The sequence below is a fragment of the Fodinicurvata halophila genome (assembly GCF_042651425.1).
Classification (GTDB): domain Bacteria; phylum Pseudomonadota; class Alphaproteobacteria; order Kiloniellales; family DSM-21159; genus Fodinicurvata; species Fodinicurvata halophila.
Genome location: NZ_JBHSCW010000008.1, coordinates 41,599 through 61,975, shown reverse-complemented (window position 1 = coordinate 61,975; position 20,377 = coordinate 41,599). Strand labels below are relative to the sequence as shown.

Below are 20,377 nucleotides of genomic sequence, written 5' to 3'. Positions count from 1 at the left end.
TTGCAATGAATGACGAATATAGACGAGATTGACGAGCGAATATTGCAAGAGCTGAGACGCGACGCGCGCCAGCCCAACGTGCGGCTGGCCGAACGGGTCGGCCTGTCTTCCTCGGCCTGCCTTCGCCGCGTCCAGGAGCTGGAGCGGGCCGGGGTGATCCAGGGCTATCGCGCCGTCATCGACCGCTCCCAGGTCGGCGCCGGTTTCCTCGCCTATATCGCTGTCGGCCTGTCGGCGCACTCCAAGGCCAGCCAGGAGGCCTTCGAACGCGCCGTCGCCCACGCACCCGAGGTGGTGGAATGCCACAACATCACCGGCACGGTGGAATACCTGCTGCGCATCGAGGTGGCCGACATCAAGGCCTACAAGCGCTTCCACACCGAAGTCCTGGGCGCCCTGCCGCAGGTCACCTCGATGACGAGCTACGTCGTGCTGGACTCCTCGAAGGACGAGCGGGGGTGAGAGACATTACATCGTGATCTCTGCCTGCTTCAGGTGCAAATCGTTGCCAGAAGCATGTCAGGGTCCTTCTGCCCCGATTGCGTTTGGGACCGAGAGTTCCGGCGCAGCTTACCTTTGGAGATACCCTGCTGAGGGTAGTACTGACACTATGGGTGGATTGCTGTATGGATCGCCTTAAGCGAGCGCAATAAGCTGCCAGCGGAACCGAGTGGGAGGCAACTTGGGCCGTCGCAGAGGGCTTTGTCGGGATCTGGGTGAAACTCTAGGAAGACTCCGTCGGCACCTGCCGCAACAGCAGCCTTTGCTATGATAGGTACCCCGTCGCGCCTTCCCCCTGTTGATTTGCCTCCTGTCTGCAGATCAGCACCAGGCAGTTGAACGGCGTGCGTCGCATCGATTGTAACAGGAACGCCGAGTTGCTGCATTCTGCCAATGCCCAGCATATCTACGATCAAGTTATTATAACCAAAAGAACTGCCGCGTTCGCATAAAATAGAAATGTTATTTTGTGCGGCATCATTTATTTTTTCTGCAATATTTTTGCAATCTTCAGGGGAAAGAAATTGCCCCTTCTTTATATGGAGCCATCCTCCCGATTTCATTACGGCTCGGGCTGCTGAGACCACCAAGTCGGTTTGTCTACACAGAAAAGCCGGTATCTGAATCACTTCCGCTGTCGCTGCTACTGTCTCTGCCTGTGAGACCTCGTGGATATCGGTCGCAATCGGAACACCAATTCGTTCTCTTACCTCTGCTAGTATGCGCAACCCAGCAGATAGTCCCGGTCCGCGATAGCTCTCCAAGGATGACCGGTTAGCCTTGTCAAAACTCGCTTTAAAGATGAATGGTATTTCCAGCTCGCTGGTTACGGCCTTTAAGTGAGCCGCAGTCTCAAGAGCCAATTCAACGTCCTCAAGAACATTGAGGCCCGCTATACAAACGAGTGGGTGACCGCGGCCGATACAAAAATTCCAGTTTTCCAGCATCCTAATAGTCATGCACTTGACCCTTACAATATATGCTCACCTTGCCATTTTCTGAGCAACTCAGACTAGCCCGCATTTATCACCAAGGCTTACAAGCGTTTCCACACCGAAGTTCTAGGCGCCCTGCTACAGGTCACTTTGATGACGAGCTACGTAGTGCTGGACTCGTCGAAGGACCAGCGGGGGTAAGGAGCATCACATCGTGGTTTCTGTTTGCTTCAGGCGCAAATCGTTGCCAGGAGCATGTCAGGATCCTCCAGTCACCCGCAGTGCGGACAAGGCAATGCTCGCTGCCATCTCATGAACCGAAGCACGGTTGATGCCGCTTTGATCTTGGCAGAGTGTGGGCTCATTGTTCTTGCCCGCCTCAGTGCATTCACACAGGAAGGTGTAGTGACCGACATCGCGGCCCAGCAGATGCAGGCTGCTTCGAGGGAGCTGCTCATGCATCCAGACTGAAAATAGATCGGCCGGAGCTTCGGTATCTCCTTCGCCCACGATGATGGTTACCGGGGCGTGGATACCCTGGAGGCTTTGCACGGTGAGTGCTCGGGTGGGAGCCGGTGCGAGCGCAATGAATCTTTTGATTCGGGCATCGTAGTTTGAGGCGGATTGGCTCTCCCAAGACGCTTTGAAAACTGGGTTTTTATCTGTGAGAGCCTCGATGTGGTCTACAACGTCAGGGAGTTCTCTAGGGCCTCGGGCAAATCGAGACTCTCCCGCCCATTCCAGATAAAGATTTACATCGGTAATGGCGCCCGCGAGCGACAAGACTGTGTAGCCACCGAGGGAAAAGCCGGCAGCAGACCCACGCTCCAGATCCATTCTGTCGGCGAAGGGACCTGTTAGCATGAGTTGATCCAGAATCACAGACAGGTCCCGCGGCCTTTCCCACCAGCACAGGAAACCTTCCGGTCGATAAGGCTCTGAGGCCGTGTTTCCATGATGATCGACGCCAATAACGATGAAACCGGCTGACGCAATATGCTGTGCCAACCAGCCCAAGCTCGATGCCGTGCCGCCGGTGCCATGTGAAAGCAAGACGACAGGGTACCGCTCATAATCAGTATTAAACGCGGCCTCACGTGCAACCGACCCCATGACGAATAGGGGTGACGTTGTGGGAAGAGTGACCACTTGCTCGACAGCGTCGTTCCGGGCTGGATACCAGGCGGACCATCGAATGGGCCGAGGACCGTCATCGGACCAGTTGCGTCGCTGAGGATCGCTGGCCTTACCTTCCCGGAACCCAACCTTGAAGCATCTCATGATCGACCCGCCTGATTGATAGGGTCTTATCAGACGGGAAAATTTATAGGAGTTTCAAGGGAAACGTATCCCAATCCACCGGGAAATGGTGGGTGAGCCCTAAAGGCATTCTGTTGTAGGATGGGACGGTGGAGATACTCTCAAGGTCTCCTCTCACCATACACAAAGAACTGAGATCCGCTGAGTTGCATCAAAAGGCAGCTAAAGGTCGTTAGCGGAAGTTGGTACATCCTTTGCTATTGAAGCATGGTGATAGTTGCCTTCTTGCAAAACATGACTCCCTGAACTCAAACAGCCGTTTTCCGCCGATAATGCCGCTCCGCCTTCGCTCGGTTGCCGCAGATGGCCATGGAGCACCAGCGGCGGGGTTTGCCGCGGGAGCGGTCGATGTAGAGCCAGGAGCAGCGTTCGCAGCTGCGGATGCGGGTGACCTCTTCACCGGTGAGCAGCTCCTGGGCGGCGAGTGCCGCGCGCAGGCGCGGGGTGTCCGGGCCGGCGCCCTTCACCGGCACCAGCCATTGCAGGCGTAGGCCGTCGGGCCAGAGGATAGCCTTGGCGTGGGCCTTGCGCAGCGTGTCCTGCACCGCCTTCCAGGGGGCCGGCTCGGGCACGCGCTGGTCGACCATGCCGGTCAGCACCGTATAGAGGCTGTCGCGAAAGCGCCGCAGGCGCGTAAGCGCGGCGCGTTGCTGTGTCTCGGAGCTCCGTGCCAGCTCCGTTGCTTCGCCAGCCGTGATCAGGCCCGTCGCCTGGGCCCAGGCCAAGGCGACGTCATAGCCGGTCAGGCGGTCCAGGTCGCGCGCCTTGGTCGGGCCGCCGCGCGTGTTCACCAGGTCCAGGCAGGGATGGCCTCCGACCAGGATGTCCGCGCTCCATGGTTCGAAACTCTCCGGCATCACTTTGTTGTTCCTGTAAAAATTCGTATCTCTTGAGAAATTTCTTGCACGCAATTATAACCATTTTTATAAATTATAACAGTTAGAAATTTCGGAAGAAGGAGCGAAGCATGGACACATGGGAGCTGCCGCTGGCCCTCGAGTTCGAAGGACAGGAGGTCCGCTACGGCATCCTGGGAGATGCGAAGGCGCCGCCGCTGGTGCTGCTGCACGGCACGCCCTTCTCCTCCTACGAATGGCGCCGGATCGCGCCGCTACTGGCGCAGCGCTACCAGGTTCACTTCTATGACATGACGGGCTATGGCCGCTCGACGATGGAGGCGGGCCGGGATGTCTCGCTGGGCATCCAGAACCGGGTGTTCGCGGCCCTGCTCAAGCACTGCGGACTCACCGAGGAGGGATCAAGCCTGCCGCATGTGGTGGCGCACGATTTCGGCGGGGCAACGGCCCTGCGCACCCATCTGCTGGACGGCTGCCGCTATCGCTCGCTCACCCTGATCGATCCCGTGGCGATCCGCCCCTGGGGCTCGCCGCTGGTACAGCACGTGCACCACCACCAGGAAGCCTTCGCCGGCATGCCGGCCTACATGCATCAAGCCATCCTGCCGCCCTATATCCGCTCGGCCATGCATCGCCCGGTGGCCGATGCGACCCTGGAGGGTTATATCGCGCCCTGGATCGGCGAGCGGGGCCAGGCGGCCTTCTATCGCCAGATCGCCCAGATGGACATGGCCTATACCGACGAGGTCCAGGGCCGCTATGGCGAGATCGACTGCCCGGTGCAGATCCTCTGGGGCGAGGAGGACCAGTGGGTGCCCATCGGACACGGCCGTGACCTGGCGACCATGATCCCGCAGGCCCGCTTCATCCCTGTGCCCGACTGCGGCCACCTGATGCAGGAGGACGCGCCCGAGGCCATCGTGGATGCGCTGTGGGACTTCCTGTGAAGCGTGATGGCGTAGAGCGGACGGCCTTGAGCGGATGGTGTGCTCGGCGGTCGTCATGAGAGTTTTGCCATCCGTTCTCCGTCTCTTGCTCCACAGGGGACAGAGGGGGATCATGCCGTACCCGTTGAATGCGTCGAGCCACGCTCGTCGCGAACCAAAAGGAGATTGACGGATGATCAGACTTTTAGGCCGCCAGACCTCGGGGAACGTCCAGAAGGTCATATTCCTGCTGGAGGAACTCGGCGTCGAGTACGCACGCGAGGATTACGGCGGCGAGTTCGGCAAGCTCCAGACGCCGGAGTACCTTGCGCTGAACCCGCATGGGAAGGTGCCCACCCTGATCGAGGACAAGACGGTCATCTGGGAATCCAACACCATCCTGCGCTATCTGGCGGCGACCCGGAATCCGGAGCTGAATGGCAGCTCGCCCGCCCAGGCGGCCGACGTGGAACGCTGGATGGACTGGCTGCTGGCCTCCGTCAATCCGCACTACATGACGGCTTTCCAGGAAAGCAAGAAGCCGGAGCAAGAGCGCAGCAGTGCCACTTTCGCCTCGGCTGTCAGCCAGCTCGACGGACTGCTGTCCCTTGCCGAGGCCCACATGGGGGACAAGAGCTATTTCGCGCTCAACCGTCTGACCCTGGCCGATATCGCCCTTGGCCCGATCCTGAAACGCTGCCTGGACTTCCCGGGAGAGCGCACGCCTGTCCCCAGTCTCGAAAGCTGGGTCGCGACGCTGGAGAGGCGGGATGCCTTCCAGGTGATGCTCGGCAACAAGGCCAGCGTTCTGGACAAGGCAAGCCGGTAGGGTGCGAGGGGCATAGCCTGGGTAGGCGGCCTACTCGGCGGCCTTCCGCCGGCTTTCTTCCAGGCCCTCGCTGTCGTCCGGCTTCTTGAAGAAGATGGTGGCCTGGCCCAGCTCGATGCCCAGCTTGCTGACGCGGGCGCGATTGATGATGACGCCGTCGTCCATCAGGAACATCCAGTCGTCGAAGTCGACGTTCCAAATGCGGCCGCCGATCTCCAGCGCCAGGGTGTAGCGCAGGTTGAGCGCATTGCCGTAGACCTCGGCCACGCCGGTGCCCTGGACGTCGTCGGCGGTGCCTTCCCAGCGGTGGTCGTCGATCTTCTCGAGCCGCCAGACGCGTCGGTCTTTCTCGCCGTCGGCGTAGTGGAAGCGCTCGTCCAGGACCAGGGTGTCGCCGTCCCAGCTGCCCTCCACGTCCACGGTGAACTCGCGGCGCAGGTTGCCGAAGCGGTCCTCGAAGATGCCCCAGGCGCGGGTTTCGCCCAGGAAGTACTCCTCGAGCACCAGGCGTGGCTCCTTGTTCTCAAAATCTTCCGGTTTCATGCTGCTGCATCCTGTCAGGAGGAGGGAAAGGGCCATGAGGCCGGCGAACGCTTTCAGGATGTGTCTCGGGTTCGGGATCGGGACGCGCATGGTCGGGTCCTAACTTGTTTGGGCCTGCTGCTCGATCAGGCGGCGGATGCGCAGCTGTTCCGCGGCGGTGATCTGGAAACGGGCGATGAGGGCGATGGCCGGGATCTTGAAGGCGATGGGCACCAGGGCGTAGAGCCCGGACAGGGCGAAGCGGGCCAGGGCATCCTGGCTGTCGGCCTGGTCCCGGAAGCCGGCCAGGTCGAGCAGGGGGAAGGCCAGGCCCACGGCCAGCGCCAGGGCCAGCTTGGTCACCATGCCCCAGAGCGCGAAGTAGAGGCCGGCCCGCCGCTCGCCCGTCTGCAGAGTGTCCTGGTCCACCACGTCCGCCTGCATGGAGGCTGGCAGTACCAGGTCGGCGCCCAGGCTGACGCCTGTCAGCACGCAGATGGCGAAGAACCACCAGACGTCGCCCGGTCCCAGCAGCGGCACGGTGGCGAAGACCAGGCAGGCCCAGATCATGGCCCCGGCCCAGACCCGGTGCTTGCCGAAGCGATAGGACATCCACAGCCAGGCCGGCACCGCGGCGATGCCGCAGAAGAAGTAGGTGAACAGCAGCAGGCCCACCCAGGGGTCCTGGGGCAGCTGCAGGTAGCGGGTGACGAAGAGCACGAAGAGCGTGGCCGGCAGGCCGTTGGCGATACCGTTCAGCAGGTAGGCCGCGATCAGGCGGCGGAAAGGCGCGTTGTCGTGCAGCGCCCGCAGGCCCTGGCGCCAGGTCAGCGCCGTGCGGCGCCGGACCGCGGCGTCGGGCACGACGGCGAGGCAGGCGGCAATGGTCAGCGGCAGGGTGACGAACAGCCCGAGCGCGATCAGTTTCAGGGACTGCTCGGCCGTGTTGCCGAACAGGGCGGGCAGGCCGGCGGCCAGCAGGGTGCCGACGACCACGAAGACCTCGCGCGCCGAGGAGATGCGGCTGCGCTCGTTGTAGTCCGGCGACAGCTCGGCCCCCCAGGCCTGGTAGGGCAGAGTGATGAGCGTTCCGGCCAGGTAAATCGCCAGCGTCCAGACCAGCAGATGACCCCAGCCTACGTCGGGGGCCGGCACCAGCAGCTGCCAGGCGGCCAGCAGCAGCAGGGGCGTGCCGAGCAGCAGCCAGGGCTTGCGTCGGCCGAAGCGGCCCGGGGTGCGGTCGGACAGCAGGCCGATCAGCGGGTCGGTCACCACGTCCCACAGCCGTGCGATCAGCAGCACCGCGCCCACGGCCGTCAGGCCCAGCCCCAGGTCCTGGGCGTAATAGGCCGGCAGGTGGATGAACAGCGGGAACTGCAGGGCGGCCAGCGGCAGGCCGGGCAGGCCATAGGCCGCCAGCACCCTGGCGGACAGGTGCCTGTTCCCGTGGGAAGAGGACATTGCGGCGCTCAGCTGTGGGCCAGGGCGACATGGCGCACGTCGATCCGCCCGGTGCGGAAGCCCGCCTCGCAATAGGCGAGGTAATAGGTCCACATGCGGCGGAAACGCTCGTCGAAGGCGCCGGGGTCCAGGCGCGGCCAGGCGGCCTCGAAGCGGGCGCGCCAGATGGCCAGCGTGCGGGCATAGTCCGGGCCGAAGCCGCGGTCGGTGGTGCAGACCAGGCCGCCCTGGCGGATATGGGCCTGCAGCACTTCGGGCGAGGGCAGCATGCCGCCGGGAAAGATGTGGCGCTGGATGAAATCGGCGCCGCGGCGGTAGCGTTCGAAGTGCCGGTTGGAGATGGTGATGACCTGCAGGGCGGCGCGCCCGCGCGGCTTCAGGCAGGCGCGCAGGCGTTCGAAGAACAGCGGCCAGTAGCGCTCGCCCACCGCCTCAAGCATTTCGATGGAGACGATGCGGTCGAAGCGCTCGTCGAGGTCGCGATAGTCCTGGTGCCGGATTTCGACCAGGTGCTCCAGGCCGGCCCGGCGGATCCGCTCGCAGGCATAGGCGTATTGCTCGTCGGAGATGGTGATGGCGGTGACGCGGGCGTTGTAGGCGCGCGCCAGGTACTCGGCGAAACCGCCCCAGCCGCAGCCGATCTCGAGCACGTGGTCGCCCGCCTGGATGCCGGCATACTCGGCCATGCGGCGGTACTTGGCGACCTGCGCCTCGGCCAGGGATTGCCCCGTGCCTTCGAACAGGGCCGCGGAATAGGTCATGCTCTCGTCCAGCCAGGCCCTGTAGAAGTCGTTGCCCAGGTCGTAGTGGTAGGCAATGTTGCGCTTGGACCCGTTGCGGCTGTTGGGCCTGGCCAGGTGGAACATCCGTTGCAGCCCGCGATAGACGGCGTTCCCGCGCAGCGTCTCGGACCAGTACTCCATGTTCAGTGCCGCCAGATGGAGAAAGGCAGGCAGGTCCGGGCTGTCGCAGTGGCCGGCCATGTAGGCCTGGGCAAAGCCATTGGAGCCGCCGAGCAGGAAGCGTGGGAGGAACTGTGCGTTGTAAACCTGCAATTCGGCATGCGGCCCCTGGCTGGCGCCGATGAAATGGTGGCGCCCCCCATCGGGCAGTACCAGCGTCAGCTCGCCGTAGCGCAGGCGCTGGCCGAGCAGCACCAGGGGGCGATACAGGGCGGGCACAGGTTGGCGTTTGGGAAACCAGCTCATGTCCATTTCGCCGAAACCTTCAGTCATTCGGAAACTCTCCGGTGGGAATTCTGTGATGCCAGGCTGACCGCCTGGGCCGGCGGTCGCGGCCGGCGATGGAAGGGTGCGCCCTTCAGCCAGAGGCGCAGGGCCTGCCAGTGAATGGCGCCGATCACCTTCAGGGTCAGCAGGGGGTGGGTGAAAAAGGCGCGCAGCAGCCGGGCATCGGTGAGCTCGGCGCGGTGGGCGCTCTGTGCCGCCACCAGCTGTTCGCCCTCGGGGACCGATTCCCGGATCACCACGGACAGCCGTTCGTCCGGCAGGGACAGGCGGAAGCGATAGTGCGCCTGCATGGGGATGAAGGGTGAGACGTGGAGCGCCTTGTCGCAGTCCTGCTGCAGGGGCTCGCCCGGCGCCAGCGGGCTGGCCACCGGGATCAGGTAGCCGTGCTTGTCGCCGAAGGTGTTGCGCACCTCGTAGAGCACCGCACGCAGGCGGCCGTCGCGATGGTGGCAGAACCAGATGGTCAGCGGATTGAAGACGTAGCCGAGGATGCGCGGGAAGCAGAGCAGGCGCACCGGCCCGCCGTCCAGGTCGATGCCTGCGGCTGCCAGCTGGCTCTCGATCCAGGGGCGCAGCGCGCCGCCGTCGCGGGCGCCGTGGTCGCGGTCGTGAAAGCTGAAGAGATTGAAGCGGTTGTGCGAGAAGAGGCGCAGCCGGCGGTCCAGGTCCGGCAGTTCGTCCAGGTCCAGCCAGAGCTGGAAGATGCGATAGACGAAGCGGTGCCCGAAGGGCCGGAGCCGCTTGTGCATCACCTGACCGAAATAAAGCGCGGAGGCATGAGACATGACTGGGTTCACTCCGCCGCCATGGCCGTGGTTTCGGGGGCCGCCTGGGGCAGGGCCGGCGCGCCGGTCGGGATGTCGTCGGCCCAGGGCGCCGGGCAGCCCAGCGCGGCCGCCACGGCCAGCCCGGCCTGCAGTCCGTCCTCGTGAAAGCCGTAGCCGCAGTAGCTGCCGCAAAACCAGACGCGATCCCGCCCCTGGATGGCGGGCAGGTCCTTCTGGGCTGCGATCGCGGCCGCGTCGAAGAGGGGATGCATGTAGCTGTATTCGCCCATCACCAGCTCCGGGTCGGGCTCGGTGACGGGGTTGAGGCTGACGAACAGGGGGCTCTCGGTGTCCAGGTTCTGCAGGCGGTTCATCCAGTAGGTGACGCTGACGGCGCGATCCGGCCCGGCATTGCCGTGGGAGAGATAGTTCCAGCTGGCCCAGGCGCGGCGGTGGCGCGGCATCAGGCGGGTGTCCCGGTGCAGGACGACGCGGTTCGCCTCGTAGCGGAAGGCGTTGAGCAGCACGCCTTCCAGAGGGCTGGCCTGATCCCCAAGGATGGCGCGCGCCTGGTCGGCATGACAGGCCAGGACGACCTGGTCGAAGGCGGAGACCTCGCCGTCGGACAGGACGAGGCGGACCCCCGTGCCCGAGCGTTCCAGGCGCTTTACGGGGGCGGAGGTTCGGACCTGCCCGTCGACGGCGGCGGCCAGGCGCTGGACGTAGCTGAGGCTGCCGCCCGTCACCGTGCGCCACTGCGGGCGGTCGGCGAGCTTCAGGAGGCCGTGATTGCGGAAGAACTGCAGGAAGCTGACGGCGGGAAAGTCCAGGATCTCGTTGAAGGACGAGGACCAGATGGCCGCCGCCATGGGCAGCAGGTGGTCCCGGCGGAAGGCCTGGCTGTAGCCCTCGCGGTCCAGGTAACCGCCTATGGACAGTGTCGGGTCGGGGTCGTCCAGGAAGTGCTCGGCCTGGCGATAGAAGCGCAGGATCTCGCGTGTCATGCGCCAGAAGCGCGGGCGCAGCAGGTTGCGGCGCTGGGCGACCAGGCCCGGCAGACTGCCGGCATACTCGAACCCGCCGTCGTCGGCCGAGACCGCGAAGGACATGTCGCTGGGCTCGGTGGCGATGCCGAAGTGATCGAACAAGGCCACCAGGTTGGGATAGTTGACCTCGTTGTAGACGATGAAGCCGGTGTCGACCGGGATCGTGCGATCGTTCTCGGCAACGCAGACGGTGTTGCTGTGACCGCCCAGGCGGCTGTCCGCTTCGAACAGGGTGACATCATGGGTCCGCGACAGCAGCCAGGCTGTCGAGAGGCCTGTTATTCCGGCGCCTACAATGGCTATGCGCATCATTGATCCTTCTTGATCGTCTCGAACGCCGCCAGGGCATCCCGGCGGGCCTGGGCGTGGTCCACCAGGGGGCGGGGGTAATTCCCCCCGAGGACCACGCCGGCCTCCTGGAGCACGCGCTCGGGTGCCTCCCAAGGCTTGTGCACGTAGGGATCGGGCAGGGCCGCGATCTCCGGTATCCATGTACGCAGGTAGTCGCCGTTTGGATCGAATTTTTCCGACTGGGTGACGGGATTGAAGATGCGAAAGAAGGGGGCGGCATCGGCCCCGCTGCCCGCGATCCACTGCCAGCCGGCTGCGTTGTTCGCCAGGTCGGCATCCACCAGCGTGTCCCAGAACCAGGCTTCGCCCGCCGTCCAGTGCAGGCGCAGGTCCTTCACCAGGAACGAGCCGACGATCATGCGCACGCGATTGTGCATCCAGCCCGTGTGCCAGAGCTCGCGCATGCCGGCATCGACAATGGGATAGCCGGTCCGGCCGGCCTGCCAGGCCTTCAGGTGGGCTTCGGAGTTGGACCAGGGGAAGTCGTCGAAGGCCGTGCGCCAGTTCTCCTCCGGCAGGCTGGGCCAGTGATAGAGCAGGTGATGGCAGAATTCGCGCCAGCCTACTTCGCCGAGGAACGTCCAGCCGGCCTGGCCGAGATCGTCCTGGTCAATCCGATGGCGCGTGGCGTGCCAGACCTGGCGCGGGCCGATCTCGCCCCAATGCAAATGCGGGGACAGGCGCGAAGTGGCCGCCCGGTCGGGCCGGTCGCGCAGACGCCCGTAGTCGGCCAGGCCATGATCCAGGAAATCCGACAGCCGTTCGCGGGCGGCGACTTCACCCGGTCGCCAGCTGTCGCGCAGGCCGCCGGCCCAGTCCGGGCGAGTGGGGCGCAGGCCCCAGTCCTCAAGCCGCTCCGTAGTCACGTTGGCCCGGCCGGGAACATGCTCGGGTGCTTGCTCCGGGCGTGGCACCTCGCGGTCCCGCACGGCCTTCCAGAAGGGGGTGTAGACCTTGAAGGGCGTGCCGCTGCCGGTGGCGACCGTCCAGGGCTCGAACAGCAGGGCGGCATTGAAGCTGTCCACCTCGATGCCGTCGTCCTGGAGCTGTCGCTTGATCCGCGTGTCGCGGGCGATCCGCCAGGGTTCGTAGCAGCGGTTCCAGAAAACGGCCCCGGCGCCGCTCTCCCGGACGACGTCGGTCAGGACCCTGTCGGCCGGCCCGCGGCGCAAGACGAGCTGTGCCCCGTGGGTCTTCAGGGCCTCCGCGAGGGCGGCCAGGGCGCCGTGCAGCCACCAGCGTCCCGCGCCTCCGGGGGCACGGTGTCCGGCATCCGCATCCTCCAGGACGAACAGCGGAATGACCGGACCGCCGCGGTCGACAGCTGTCCGCAAGGCCGGGTTGTCGGCAAGTCTCAGGTCCTGGCGGAACCAGACGATGGCAGGCGGGATTTCATTCATGCGGGAACTTTTTTGTCAGTCTGACTGTCTGGAAGGAGTACGGAGGTCGTTGACCAGTGGATCAGCCGGTGTGCCGAACAGAGGCTCCGGGTTGTTTCATGCTCCGGCCTGTTTCATAATTCTGCCGCATTTTAGGCAATTTCCGAACCTTCACACGCCCCTTGAGCAAGGATGCCCAATGAAGTTCCTGATCCGCAGTTCCCTGGCCGCGTTCGTCTCGCTCGCCCTCCTGCTGCCGGCTCACGCCCGGGCGGCCGACATTATCGATACGGCCCTGACCGACGGCCGCTTCCGCACATTCATCACGGCGGCCCAGACCGTGGGGCTGGTGGTGGTTCTCAAGAGCAACGGGCCCTTCACCGTCCTGGCCCCCACCGACGAAGCATTCCGCCGACTGCCCACGGAGCGGGTCGAGGCCCTGCTGGATCCCAAGAACAAGGAGGAGACCTTCGCCCTGCTGTCCCGGCACATCATCAAGGGCGAAGTGGATTTGAGCGAAGGCGGGCAGGAGATCAAGACGATGGAAGGCAAGCGCCTGAATATCGAGAACGGTGATCAACCGCGTGTCGAAGACGCCGAGATCGACGGCGAGGTCAGCGCCGACAACGGCATCATCCGTCCCGTGAATCGCGTGCTCGGGGAAGAGGAAGAATAAGCTTCAAGACCAATGCCCAACGGGGCTGCGCGTATGGCTGATGAATCTCATTTCCTTTCTTCCAGCCTGCGCGAGAAAATTGTTGAACATGTTTTTGTTGGCGATTTACTTCGTAGTCTTTGGCTTCAGGAGGCCGAGGGCATCGAAGTTCTAAGAGCCGAAGTTGATGATGCTGGCTATGACCTGGTGCTCGAAGCCAACGGCGTGTTGCGTCATGTGCAGCTAAAGGCCAGTTCTCGCACTGCAAAAACCCGTCAGGTGAATATACACACCGCGCTTTCCAAAAAGCCAAGTGGCTGCGTTATATGGATTTCCGTTGATCCTGAAACGCTCGATCTCGGCCCGTATCTCTGGTTTGGCGGATCACCAGGTCAGCCATTGCCCCCATTGGGGGAGCATATCGCGAAGCATGCGAAAGCGAACAGCAGGGGCGAGAAAGCGATGCGTACGAATATTCGCATCCTTCGGAGAAGTGAATTCCGGGAATTCAGTACCATCTCCGAGGTTACAGAGGCCCTGTTCGGTTCTGCTTCATTCTGACGGTGTTGGCTCAGAATTGTGCGCGTGCCCATGCTCGGTGGCGCAGAGGGTGTGATCCGAGAGCACCTCGATGACGCGGCAGTCCTCGACCTTGCCGCCCGCGCACTGGCGCAGCATGCGCTGCAGCTCGGTCTGCAGGCTCTTCAGGCGCTCCAGGCGCTGTTCCACGGTTTCCAGATGTTCGCGCGCGATGCTGTCGGCTTCCTCGCAGGGCATGTCGGGACGTTCGCTGAGACTCAGCAGGCTGCGGATCTGGTCGAGGGTGAAGCCCAGTTCGCGGGCATGGCGCAGGAAGCGCAGGCGCTCCCTGTGGGCCTGGCTGTAGCGCCGCTGGTTGCCGGCCGTGCGTCCGGCCGGCGGCATCAGGCCTATGGATTCGTAATAGCGGATGGTCTGGACCTTGACGCCGCTGTCGCTCGCCAGGTCGCCGATGGAAAGTGTATCGGCCATGATCTGTCCTCTCGAAAAAATCCCTTGAACCTACAGTGACTGTAGCTCCTATTTTGTGAGTCGTTCGCAGAATGCAAGATGCGCTCCCGCTTGCACGGGGGAGCGCTCGAGAAAGGACGGAGCGACATGGCGGGCTGCTGCCACCACGAAACGGCATTTGACGGCAATTCGAAGGCCTTCCGGCGCGTCCTCTGGACCGTGCTGGGCCTGAACGGCGTGATGTTCGCCGTGGAGCTCGTCGCGGGTGTCGCTGCAGGGTCCTTGGCACTGCTGGCCGACGCCGGCGATTTCCTGGGGGATACCTTCACTTACGCGATCAGCCTGGCGGTGCTCGGCAGCGCGCTGCGCGTGCGGGCCGGCGCGGCCCTGTTCAAGGCCTTTACCCTGGCGGCCCTGGGCCTCTTCATCCTGGGCGCCGCGCTCTATCGGGTGTTCGTGCTGGGCACGCCGGATGCCATGACCATGGGTACCGTGGGCATCGTCGCCCTGCTGGTGAACCTCTTCTGCGCGCTGCTGCTGTTCCGTTTCCGGGACGGCGACGCCAACGTACGCTCGGTCTGGCTGTGCAGCCGCAACGATGCCATCGGCAACGGCGCGGTCCTGCTGGCGGCCAGCGGCGTTTGGGCCAGTGGCACGCCCTGGCCCGACCTGGCCGTCGGCGGCCTGATGGGGGCGATCTTCCTGTCCTCGGCGGTCTCGATCCTGCGCCAGGCGCTGGGCGAGTGGCGCCGTGTGGACAGCGGGGATCAGGCCGGGACGCCGAAGGGCTCCAGCATCTCCGAGGAAAAGGCATAGACTTTCCGGGCGCTGATGAGGCGTACGCGAAAGCCGGGCGCCAACAACTCGCGCAGGGCCGGAGCCAGAACATCAAGGCCCCCCGTGTAGGCGCCGAAGGACGGCAGGATCAAACGGCCTTCGTCGAACGCGAAACAGGGCCGGGAGAAGCGGCGGCCTTTGACCCGCACGGCGGCCTTGGGATGGTAGTGGCCCGAGACTTCGCCGTACCCTTCCGGGCTTTCCTCGGCCTCGTGGCGAAAGATCAGCCTGTGCATCTCCACTTCGTTCAAGACGTCTCCGCCCAGCTCGCGCGGTGGTTCGGGGTCATGGTTGCCCGTGATCCAGATCCAGTCATGACCGGAGGTGAGGGCGCGGAGCCGCTCCTTCTCGGCATCGCTCAGGCGCCCGCCGGCTTCGGCGTCATGGAAGGAATCGCCCAGGCAGATCACGCGCTTCGGCTGCAGGCGGGCAATCACCTCCTGCAGGCGCTCCAGGGTCGCACGACTGTCATAGGGTGGCAGGAACTGGCCGCGCGCGGCAAAGGACGAGCCCTTTTCCAGATGCAGGTCGGCCACGACCAGGCAACGTTCGGCCGGCCACCAGAGTGCGCCCGAAGGGTCGCTGACCAACGCGGCGCCGTTGAAGCGGAAGCTTCCGGGCTCCGCAGTTTCGGGGAAATCGAAGGCTTGCTGCATGCGAGCATCCTAGTCGTGCAAAGGGGGAGTCGACCAGCCTTGTCGTAGTTCAGCCGTGCTGAGATGCGGCTTCGGTAATCATCTCCTCGGCGGCCTCCTCCAGCAGGGCGTCCTCGGCGCTGCCGGACACGCGCTCGCGGCCGATTTCCAGCAGGACCGGCACGGCCAGCGGCGAGATGCGCTTCAGGCGGCGATGGACGATCCGGCCCTGGACCCGGGTCAGCATGGCCGACAGCCGGCCGATGTCGGTCAAACCGCTGGCCGCGTCGGCGCGGGTGGCGCGCAGCAGCACATGGTCCGGCTCGTACTTGCGAAGCACGTCATAGATCAGGTCCGAGTTGAAGGTGACCTGCCGGCCCGTCTTCTCCTGCCCCGGGGCGCGGCGGTCGATCAGTCCGGCGATCACGGCGACGTTGCGGAAGGTGCGGCGCAGCAGGGAGGATTCGGCCATCCATTCCTCCAGGTCGTCGCCCAGCATGTCCTGGTCAAATAGCGCGGCGGCATCCTCCACCGGCTGCAGGCTCCAGATGGCGATGACGTAGTCGGTGGCGACGAAGCCCAGGGGTTGCAGACCGGCGCGCTCCATGCGCCGGGTCAGCAGCATGCCCAGAGTCTGGTGCGCGTTGCGCCCCTCGAAGCAGTAGGCGACCGTGAAGGTCTTGCCGCCGCGCGGGAAGCTCTCCACCAGCAGGCCGTCGCCGGGCGGCAGCAGCGAGCGATGGCGTTGCAGCGACAGCCAGTCCGAGACCGCCTCGGGCAGGCCCTGCCAGCGGTCCGGGGCTTCCAGCAGGCCGCGCACCCGCTCGGCAAGGTGGGTGGACAGTGGCAGGCGCCCGCCCATGTAGGCCGGCACCTTGGGTTCTCCGCTGCCACCGCTGGAAACCTCCATGCGGGTCTCGCGCAAGCGTTCGAATTTCAGCAGCTGGCCGGCGAAGACGAAGGTGTCGCCCGGCTGCAGGCCCTGGGCGAAGTATTCCTCGACCTCGCCCAGCACGCGGCCACGGCCCAGCGTGACCTTCAGGGTCGGGGCGTCGACGATGACCCCGGCGTTCAGGCGATAGCGACGGATCTGCTGGGTCGAGGCGACTCGCCAGCGGCCCTGCTTGTCGGTCTTGAGTCGCCGGTATTTCTCGTAGCTGCGCAGGGCATAGCCGCCGTGGGCGACGAAGGCGAGAACATCGTCGAATTCCTTGCGGGCAAGCGCGCGGTAGGGTGCGGCCTGCCGTACTTCGTCGTAGAGCTGGTCGGCAATGAAAGGCCCGCTGCAGGCGGTGGCCAGGATGTGCTGGGCGAGCACGTCCAGGCCGCCCCGGCGCGGTGGCTCCCCGTCCAGGGTCTGGGCCTCGATGGCGTCCAGGGCGGCGCGGCACTCCAGCACCTCGAAGCGGTTGCCGGGAACCAGCAGGGCACGGCTGGGCTTGTCCAGGCGATGGTTGGCGCGGCCCAGGCGCTGCAGCAGGCGTGCCGCACCCTTGGGCGCCCCCACCTGGATCACCAGGTCCACCGACGCCCAGTCGATGCCCAGGTCGAGCGAAGAGGTGGCGACTACGGCGCGCAGGTCGCCGCGGGCCATGGCGGCCTCAACCTTGCGCCGCTGCTCCACCGCCAGGCTGCCGTGATGCATGGCGATGGGCAGGGCATTGTCGTTCAGCCGCCAGAGTTCCTGGAAGGCCAGCTCGGCTTGGGCGCGGGTGTTGACGAAGACCAGCGTGGTGTGGGCCTGCTGGATGCGCTCGTAGACCTCGGGCATGGCGTGCAGGGCCATGTGCCCGGACCAGGGCAGCCGTTCGCGGGTGGTCAGGATTTCCACCTCGGGCTTCTCGGCCGGCATGCCGCGCACCTGCCGGACCCTGGCATCCATCGGGTCGGCCTCGGACGAGATCCAGGCGCGCAGGCTGTCGGGGTCGTGGACCGTGGCCGACAGGCCGACGCGCCGGGCCTGCGGGGCCAGGCTGCCAAGCCGCGCCAGGCCGAGGGACAGCAGGTCGCCGCGCTTGCTGGCCACCAGCTCGTGCAGTTCGTCCAGCACGATGCAGCGCAGCCCGCCGAAGATCTCGGGCGCGTCCGGGTAGCTCAGCATCAGGGCGAGCGACTCCGGCGTGGTCAGCAGGATCTGCGGCGGTTGCGAGCGCTGGCGCAGTTTCTTGCCCTGGGGCGTGTCGCCGCTGCGCGTTTCCACCGAGAGACCGAGCTCCAGCTCGCGAATCGGAGTGTCCAGGTTGCGCTCGATGTCCACAGCCAGGGCCTTGAGCGGCGAGACATAGAGGGTGTGCAGGCCGGCGTGGGGTGCCTCGGCGAGCTCGATCAGCGTGGGCAGGAAGCCGGCCAGGGTCTTGCCGCCGCCGGTGGGTGCGATCAGCAGCGCCGACTGCCCAGCGCGTGCTGCTGCGACCATCTCCAGCTGGTGCGCGTGCGCCTGCCAGCCACGCGCGGCGAACCACGCGTCGAAGGTTGGGGGCAGGGGGGCGGCCTTGGGTGCGCTGTCGAACGGCGGTTCCATCCTTCTCTTCATGGCGTGTGGCAGGCGTTCGTCAAGCCCCCTGGGCGTCCTCGTCTGGGCAAGGCCGCGAATCCGGTTTAGGCTGCGCGGCGAAGGGACATTCCCGAAGACAACGAAAGCACAGAACAAAGGGAGGCTTCATGTCCGACAAACCCGTGCTCCTGATCACCCGCCGCCTGACCGATGCCGTGCATGCCCGCGCCCAGCGCGACTACGAGGCCATCCTGAACATGGACGACAGGGTCTTCTCGCGCGACGAACTGATCGCCCGCTGTCAGGAGGTGGATGCGGTCCTGCCCTGCCATTCCGAGCACTTCACGGCCGAGGTGATCGCGCAGTTGCCGGAGCGCCTCAAGGTGATCGCCAATCACTCGGTGGGTGTCGACCACGTGGACCTGACGGCGGCGAAGGAGAGGGGCATCCTGGTGACAAACACGCCGGACGTGCTCTCGGATGCGACGGCCGAGATCGCCATGCTCTGCATGCTGGGGGCGGCCCGGCGCGGGGCCGAGGGCGACCGCCTGATTCGCCAGGGCAGGTGGGACTTCTGGTCGCCGGCCTTCATGGTCGGCAGCCAGGTAACGGGCAAGCGATTCGGAGTGCTCGGCATGGGGCGGGTCGGACAGGTCGCGGCCGAGCGGGCACGCGGATTCGGCATGGAGGTGCACTATCACAATCGCGCGCGCCTGCCGGATCACCTGGAAAAGGGGGCGGTGTTCCATTCCGATCTGGACAGCCTGCTGGCGGTTTCGGACGTGCTGTCGCTGCATTGTCCGGCAACGCCTGACACCCGCGACATCGTCAATGCCGAGACATTGGCGAAGCTGCCGGACGGCGCGATCCTGGTGAACACCGCCCGCGGCAACCTGGTGGACGAAAAGGCGCTGATTGCCGCGCTGACTTCCGGCAAGCTGTTTGCGGCCGGTTTGGACGTCTTCAAGAACGAACCGGGCGGGAATCCGGAGATCGCAGCACTGGAGAACGTCTTCCTGCTGCCGCACATCGGCTCGGCTACGCGGGAGACGCGGGATGCCATGGGCTTCCGCGCGCTTGACAACCTGGACGCGTTCTTTGCCGGGCATAAGCCCGAGGATATAGTAAATTGAAGGGATGGCAGACCCTTGGGACGTCGAAAATTTGTCGTTATAAAAATCAAAAACCAGGACATATAATATTGATTATAAATGGATATTTTGGGAACTAGCCAGGCAGAGTTGAGAAAGAATGGCGAGAATGTGTCTTATCCATCTTTCGAAGAAAACAACTTTATGATTTACTCTTCGGCCAGCAGTCCGGAAGATTGCGGACGGTAAGAATGAGTTCAAAGAATATGTTACGGGAGGTAAACGATGACAGAAATTACCAATACTGTATCTGAGGAGACGGATGTTGCGTCGACGGACGCCACCTCTGAATCCAAGAGTGTTTCGCGCCGCTCGTTCCTGAGCAAGGGCGCGCTTGCCGGCGGTGTCGCAGCGGCGTCCGGTTTCGCGGCTCCGGCCGTTCTCGCCCAGAGCCCGATCGTCATGCGCATGCAGACATCCTGGCCCTCCTCGGACATCTGGATGGATTTTGCCCAGGAATTCGTCAATCGCGTTCAGGACATGTCCAATGGACGCATCGAGGTCGACCTGTTGCCGGCCGGTGCGGTCGTTGGCGCCTTCCAGGTCATGGACGGCGTGCATGACGGCGTGATCGACTGTGCGCACTCGGTGCCGGTCTACTGGTACGGCAAGCACAAGGCCGCGTCCTTCTTCGGCACCGGCCCTGTGTTCGGCGGTTCGGCCACCACCATGCTGTCCTGGTTCTATCAGGGTGGCGGTGACGAGTTCTATCGCGAGCTTACCCAAGATATCCTGGGCCTGAACGTGATTGGCTACATGGGCTTCCCGATGTTTGCCCAGCCCTTCGGCTGGTTCAAGGAAGAGGTCAGCACCGTCGAGGACATCGAAGGACTGAGGTACCGCACCGTGGGCCTGGCGGCCGACCTGTTGCAGGAGATGGGCATGTCCGTTGCCCAGCTGCCGGGCGGCGAGATCGTGCCGGCCATGGAGCGCGGCGTGATCGATGCCTTCGAGTTCAACAACCCCTCGTCCGACCTGCGCTTCGGTGCACCGGACGTGGCCAAGAACTACTACCTGTCGTCCTATCACCAGGCTTCGGAAAGCTTCGAGTTCATCTTCAACAAGGACTTCTATGAGGACCTCGATCCGGACCTGCAGGCGATTCTCAAGCACGCGGTGGAAGCGGCCTCCACGTCCAATACGGCCTCTGCCATGGACAACTATTCGGCTGATCTCCAGAAGATCGAGAACGAATACAATGTCAGCGTGCATCGTACGTCCGAGGAAATCCTGGCGGCTCAGCTGGAGGCTTGGGATGTCCTCATCGAGCGGCTTGCGGAGGAGGATGATCTCAACAAGCGCATCATGGACAGCCAGCGTGAATGGGTCGAGCGGGTCAGCTACTACGAGCTGATGAATGCGCCCGACTATGCCCTGGCCTATGAGCACTTCTTCCCGGGCAAGCTGGCTCTCTAAGCCGGCAAACAAGAACAGGTGGACAGACCGGCTCCGGCATTGCAGGCCCTGTGAT

Annotated in this window: 20 protein-coding genes; 8 read left to right on the top strand and 12 right to left on the bottom strand. The window is 64.3% G+C overall.

What is annotated here, in order from left to right:
• The first annotated feature begins 9 nt into the window (after nucleotides 1-9).
• A complete protein-coding gene (locus ACFOW6_RS14250) occupies nucleotides 10-462 on the top strand; it encodes an Lrp/AsnC family transcriptional regulator (RefSeq protein ID WP_022728168.1) in 453 nt (150 codons plus the stop codon).
• A 146-nt stretch (nucleotides 463-608) separates the two neighbouring features.
• On the opposite strand, the gene kdsA is transcribed toward ACFOW6_RS14250, so the two are convergent.
• The 3 genes from kdsA to ACFOW6_RS14235 all read right to left on the bottom strand — a co-directional run bounded on the left by kdsA (nucleotide 609) and on the right by ACFOW6_RS14235 (nucleotide 3,613).
• Nucleotides 609-1,448, bottom strand: coding sequence for a 3-deoxy-8-phosphooctulonate synthase (kdsA, locus tag ACFOW6_RS14245; RefSeq protein WP_382423067.1), 840 nt, complete (start codon nucleotides 1,446-1,448; stop codon nucleotides 609-611).
• A 246-nt stretch (nucleotides 1,449-1,694) separates the two neighbouring features.
• Nucleotides 1,695-2,717, bottom strand: a complete 1,023-nt coding sequence (locus ACFOW6_RS14240; protein ID WP_382423066.1) for an alpha/beta hydrolase family protein — start codon at nucleotides 2,715-2,717, stop codon at nucleotides 1,695-1,697.
• 287 nt (nucleotides 2,718-3,004) lie between these two features.
• Nucleotides 3,005-3,613 carry a CGNR zinc finger domain-containing protein gene (locus tag ACFOW6_RS14235; protein ID WP_382423065.1) on the bottom strand — a complete coding sequence of 203 codons (609 nt, stop codon included), beginning with the start codon at nucleotides 3,611-3,613 and terminating at the stop codon, nucleotides 3,005-3,007.
• Between the two features lie 110 nt (nucleotides 3,614-3,723).
• Here ACFOW6_RS14235 and ACFOW6_RS14230 point away from each other — a divergent pair, with 110 nt between their 5' ends.
• Nucleotides 3,724-4,560 carry an alpha/beta fold hydrolase gene (locus ACFOW6_RS14230; protein WP_382423064.1) on the top strand — a complete coding sequence of 279 codons (837 nt, stop codon included), beginning with the start codon at nucleotides 3,724-3,726 and terminating at the stop codon, nucleotides 4,558-4,560.
• A gap of 172 nt (nucleotides 4,561-4,732) precedes the next feature.
• Nucleotides 4,733-5,368 (top strand): glutathione S-transferase family protein, encoded by a 636-nt coding sequence (locus tag ACFOW6_RS14225; RefSeq protein WP_382423063.1) that lies wholly within the window; start codon nucleotides 4,733-4,735, stop codon nucleotides 5,366-5,368.
• Between the two features lie 30 nt (nucleotides 5,369-5,398).
• On the opposite strand, the gene ACFOW6_RS14220 is transcribed toward ACFOW6_RS14225, so the two are convergent.
• The 6 genes from ACFOW6_RS14220 to ACFOW6_RS14195 all read right to left on the bottom strand — a co-directional run bounded on the left by ACFOW6_RS14220 (nucleotide 5,399) and on the right by ACFOW6_RS14195 (nucleotide 12,165).
• Nucleotides 5,399-5,947, bottom strand: a complete 549-nt coding sequence (locus ACFOW6_RS14220) for a DUF3833 domain-containing protein (RefSeq protein ID WP_382423174.1) — start codon at nucleotides 5,945-5,947, stop codon at nucleotides 5,399-5,401.
• A 63-nt stretch (nucleotides 5,948-6,010) separates the two neighbouring features.
• On the bottom strand, nucleotides 6,011-7,351 hold the full coding sequence (locus ACFOW6_RS14215; protein WP_382423062.1) for an MFS transporter: 1,341 nt from the start codon (nucleotides 7,349-7,351) through the stop codon (nucleotides 6,011-6,013).
• A gap of 8 nt (nucleotides 7,352-7,359) precedes the next feature.
• Entirely contained in the window at nucleotides 7,360-8,586 is a 1,227-nt protein-coding gene (locus tag ACFOW6_RS14210) for a class I SAM-dependent methyltransferase (protein WP_382423061.1), read from the bottom strand.
• Nucleotides 8,583-9,386, bottom strand: a complete 804-nt coding sequence (locus ACFOW6_RS14205) for a DUF1365 domain-containing protein (protein ID WP_382423060.1) — start codon at nucleotides 9,384-9,386, stop codon at nucleotides 8,583-8,585. The genes ACFOW6_RS14210 and ACFOW6_RS14205 overlap by 4 nt, the downstream gene beginning before the upstream one ends.
• 8 nt (nucleotides 9,387-9,394) lie before the next feature.
• On the bottom strand, nucleotides 9,395-10,726 hold the full coding sequence (locus ACFOW6_RS14200; RefSeq protein ID WP_382423059.1) for an NAD(P)/FAD-dependent oxidoreductase: 1,332 nt from the start codon (nucleotides 10,724-10,726) through the stop codon (nucleotides 9,395-9,397).
• On the bottom strand, nucleotides 10,723-12,165 hold the full coding sequence (locus ACFOW6_RS14195; RefSeq protein ID WP_382423058.1) for a cryptochrome/photolyase family protein: 1,443 nt from the start codon (nucleotides 12,163-12,165) through the stop codon (nucleotides 10,723-10,725). The genes ACFOW6_RS14200 and ACFOW6_RS14195 overlap by 4 nt, the downstream gene beginning before the upstream one ends.
• A 178-nt stretch (nucleotides 12,166-12,343) precedes the next feature.
• Between ACFOW6_RS14195 and ACFOW6_RS14190 the strand changes: the two genes are divergently transcribed.
• The gene (locus tag ACFOW6_RS14190; RefSeq protein WP_382423057.1) at nucleotides 12,344-12,820 is read left to right on the top strand and encodes a fasciclin domain-containing protein; all 477 of its coding nucleotides are present in this window, start codon (nucleotides 12,344-12,346) and stop codon (nucleotides 12,818-12,820) included.
• Nucleotides 12,821-12,853: 33 nt separating this feature from the next.
• Nucleotides 12,854-13,360 (top strand): hypothetical protein, encoded by a 507-nt coding sequence (locus tag ACFOW6_RS14185; RefSeq protein ID WP_382423056.1) that lies wholly within the window; start codon nucleotides 12,854-12,856, stop codon nucleotides 13,358-13,360.
• On the opposite strand, the gene ACFOW6_RS14180 is transcribed toward ACFOW6_RS14185, so the two are convergent.
• A complete protein-coding gene (locus tag ACFOW6_RS14180; protein WP_382423055.1) occupies nucleotides 13,352-13,810 on the bottom strand; it encodes a MerR family transcriptional regulator in 459 nt (152 codons plus the stop codon). The two genes, ACFOW6_RS14185 and ACFOW6_RS14180, sit on opposite strands and share 9 nt — an antisense overlap.
• A gap of 78 nt (nucleotides 13,811-13,888) precedes the next feature.
• Here ACFOW6_RS14180 and ACFOW6_RS14175 point away from each other — a divergent pair, with 78 nt between their 5' ends.
• Complete coding sequence (locus ACFOW6_RS14175; RefSeq protein WP_382423054.1) at nucleotides 13,889-14,605, top strand: cation transporter; 717 nt, start codon at nucleotides 13,889-13,891, stop codon at nucleotides 14,603-14,605.
• Here ACFOW6_RS14175 and pdeM read toward each other — a convergent pair.
• Nucleotides 14,557-15,282: a ligase-associated DNA damage response endonuclease PdeM gene (pdeM, locus tag ACFOW6_RS14170; protein ID WP_382423053.1), complete on the bottom strand. Its 726-nt coding sequence runs from the start codon at nucleotides 15,280-15,282 to the stop codon at nucleotides 14,557-14,559. The two genes, ACFOW6_RS14175 and pdeM, sit on opposite strands and share 49 nt — an antisense overlap.
• A 49-nt stretch (nucleotides 15,283-15,331) precedes the next feature.
• A complete protein-coding gene (locus tag ACFOW6_RS14165) occupies nucleotides 15,332-17,782 on the bottom strand; it encodes a ligase-associated DNA damage response DEXH box helicase (protein ID WP_382423052.1) in 2,451 nt (816 codons plus the stop codon).
• 140 nt (nucleotides 17,783-17,922) lie between these two features.
• On the opposite strand from ACFOW6_RS14165, the gene ACFOW6_RS14160 reads away from it, so the two are divergent.
• Nucleotides 17,923-18,888 (top strand): 2-hydroxyacid dehydrogenase, encoded by a 966-nt coding sequence (locus ACFOW6_RS14160; RefSeq protein WP_382423051.1) that lies wholly within the window; start codon nucleotides 17,923-17,925, stop codon nucleotides 18,886-18,888.
• 243 nt (nucleotides 18,889-19,131) lie between these two features.
• Entirely contained in the window at nucleotides 19,132-20,322 is a 1,191-nt protein-coding gene (locus ACFOW6_RS14155; protein WP_382423050.1) for a TRAP transporter substrate-binding protein, read from the top strand.
• Nucleotides 20,323-20,377 lie beyond the last annotated feature (55 nt).

Coding starts and splice junctions, on each gene's coding strand:
- ACFOW6_RS14250 (WP_022728168.1), top strand. CDS start 10: ATGACGAATATAGACGAGATTGACGAGCGAATATTGCAAGAGCTGAGA.
- kdsA (WP_382423067.1), bottom strand. CDS start 1,448: ATGCTGGAAAACTGGAATTTTTGTATCGGCCGCGGTCACCCACTCGTT.
- ACFOW6_RS14240 (WP_382423066.1), bottom strand. CDS start 2,717: ATGAGATGCTTCAAGGTTGGGTTCCGGGAAGGTAAGGCCAGCGATCCT.
- ACFOW6_RS14235 (WP_382423065.1), bottom strand. CDS start 3,613: ATGCCGGAGAGTTTCGAACCATGGAGCGCGGACATCCTGGTCGGAGGC.
- ACFOW6_RS14230 (WP_382423064.1), top strand. CDS start 3,724: ATGGACACATGGGAGCTGCCGCTGGCCCTCGAGTTCGAAGGACAGGAG.
- ACFOW6_RS14225 (WP_382423063.1), top strand. CDS start 4,733: ATGATCAGACTTTTAGGCCGCCAGACCTCGGGGAACGTCCAGAAGGTC.
- ACFOW6_RS14220 (WP_382423174.1), bottom strand. CDS start 5,947: ATGGCCCTTTCCCTCCTCCTGACAGGATGCAGCAGCATGAAACCGGAA.
- ACFOW6_RS14215 (WP_382423062.1), bottom strand. CDS start 7,351: ATGTCCTCTTCCCACGGGAACAGGCACCTGTCCGCCAGGGTGCTGGCG.
- ACFOW6_RS14210 (WP_382423061.1), bottom strand. CDS start 8,586: ATGACTGAAGGTTTCGGCGAAATGGACATGAGCTGGTTTCCCAAACGC.
- ACFOW6_RS14205 (WP_382423060.1), bottom strand. CDS start 9,386: ATGTCTCATGCCTCCGCGCTTTATTTCGGTCAGGTGATGCACAAGCGG.
- ACFOW6_RS14200 (WP_382423059.1), bottom strand. CDS start 10,726: ATGATGCGCATAGCCATTGTAGGCGCCGGAATAACAGGCCTCTCGACA.
- ACFOW6_RS14195 (WP_382423058.1), bottom strand. CDS start 12,165: ATGAATGAAATCCCGCCTGCCATCGTCTGGTTCCGCCAGGACCTGAGA.
- ACFOW6_RS14190 (WP_382423057.1), top strand. CDS start 12,344: ATGAAGTTCCTGATCCGCAGTTCCCTGGCCGCGTTCGTCTCGCTCGCC.
- ACFOW6_RS14185 (WP_382423056.1), top strand. CDS start 12,854: ATGGCTGATGAATCTCATTTCCTTTCTTCCAGCCTGCGCGAGAAAATT.
- ACFOW6_RS14180 (WP_382423055.1), bottom strand. CDS start 13,810: ATGGCCGATACACTTTCCATCGGCGACCTGGCGAGCGACAGCGGCGTC.
- ACFOW6_RS14175 (WP_382423054.1), top strand. CDS start 13,889: ATGCGCTCCCGCTTGCACGGGGGAGCGCTCGAGAAAGGACGGAGCGAC.
- pdeM (WP_382423053.1), bottom strand. CDS start 15,282: ATGCAGCAAGCCTTCGATTTCCCCGAAACTGCGGAGCCCGGAAGCTTC.
- ACFOW6_RS14165 (WP_382423052.1), bottom strand. CDS start 17,782: ATGGAACCGCCGTTCGACAGCGCACCCAAGGCCGCCCCCCTGCCCCCA.
- ACFOW6_RS14160 (WP_382423051.1), top strand. CDS start 17,923: ATGTCCGACAAACCCGTGCTCCTGATCACCCGCCGCCTGACCGATGCC.
- ACFOW6_RS14155 (WP_382423050.1), top strand. CDS start 19,132: ATGACAGAAATTACCAATACTGTATCTGAGGAGACGGATGTTGCGTCG.